Annotated in this window: 1 protein-coding gene; it reads right to left on the bottom strand. The window is 63.1% G+C overall.

Annotated features, from left to right (window positions below; genetic code table 11):
- A protein-coding gene (locus U1839_RS26760) for an IS630 family transposase (protein ID WP_332806604.1) occupies window positions 1-1,049 on the bottom strand; the annotation gives its coding sequence in 2 pieces (ribosomal slippage) (window positions 1-557 and window positions 557-1,049; 1,050 coding nt annotated over the 2 pieces). This gene is flagged as partial in the annotation.
- Between the last annotated feature and the right edge of the window lie 4 nt (window positions 1,050-1,053).

Raw genomic sequence — 1,053 nt, 5'->3', positions numbered from 1 at the left:
TGCCCAGCTTCGCGTTGTGACAGAAGCAACGCGGGCGAGGTCGTTGGCGAAGAAATTCCAGGCATCGCAACATTTTGAGACGACATGATCGTAGTCATCGAAGACGGTGTTGGAGAGCATGTTACCGCGTAGATATTCCCAAATGTTCTCGACCGGATTGAGCTCGGGAGAATAGGGCGGGAGCTTCAGCAAAGAGATGTTTTCGGGGATTTTGAGGCTTGCGGCGATGTGGAAGCCGGCGCCATCCAGGACGAGAACGGCATGGGCGCCCGGCGCCACTTCGCGACCGATGTCAGCGAGGTGCAGCGAGACCGTCCCGGCATCGAGGCGGGGTAGGACAAGCGCGGAAGTAGCGCAGCGGGCCGGGCATACGGCGCCCAGAATATAGGCCCAACTGCGCCGCTGATCGCGCGGCGCGCGCGGTCGGGTTCCCCGCTTCGCCCACATCCGGGTCAGCGTGCCCTGTTGGCCGACCCGCGCCTCGTCCTGGAACCAGATCTCGATCGGCTTGCCGCGCGCCTGCTCGGGCAGAACCTCGGCTACCTTGTCGGCGAAGTCTTTTTAAAAACGGCCTGAGCTTCGAGGTCGGCCTTGGGATTGTGCGGGCGCACCGACAGTCGACGATAACCGAGCTTGGCAAGGTGTTTGCCGACCGTCCGCTCATGCACGGTCACGTCGAACTGTTCCTTGAGCTTGTCGCGCAGATCGATCCGCCGCCAGCGGACAACCTTGTCCACCCCGGTCTCAGGGCCAGCCTCGACCAGTGCGATCAGCGCTTGCTCTTGCTCGGCCTTGAGCTTTGCAGGACGCCCCGAGGGCTTGCGGTTCTCAAGCCCCGCAAGACCGTCGGCATTATACCGGTGAACCCAATCCCGGAGCGTCTGACGATCCATCCCGCAGCTTCGCGCTGCCGTCGCACGATCAACCCCTTCCAACACCAACGCCAGCGCCAATATCCGCCGCGCCGCCCGGGCGCTCTTCGCTCGACCCGATGCCTGGCGAAGGTCAGCCGCCGTCATATCCAGTCGCGTAATCGTGATCCCAGACATCTCC

The sequence above is a fragment of the Parasphingomonas halimpatiens genome, assembly GCF_036663795.1.
In the GTDB taxonomy this organism is placed as follows: domain Bacteria; phylum Pseudomonadota; class Alphaproteobacteria; order Sphingomonadales; family Sphingomonadaceae; genus Sphingomonas.
This window is presented reverse-complemented; position numbering and strand designations above follow the sequence as displayed.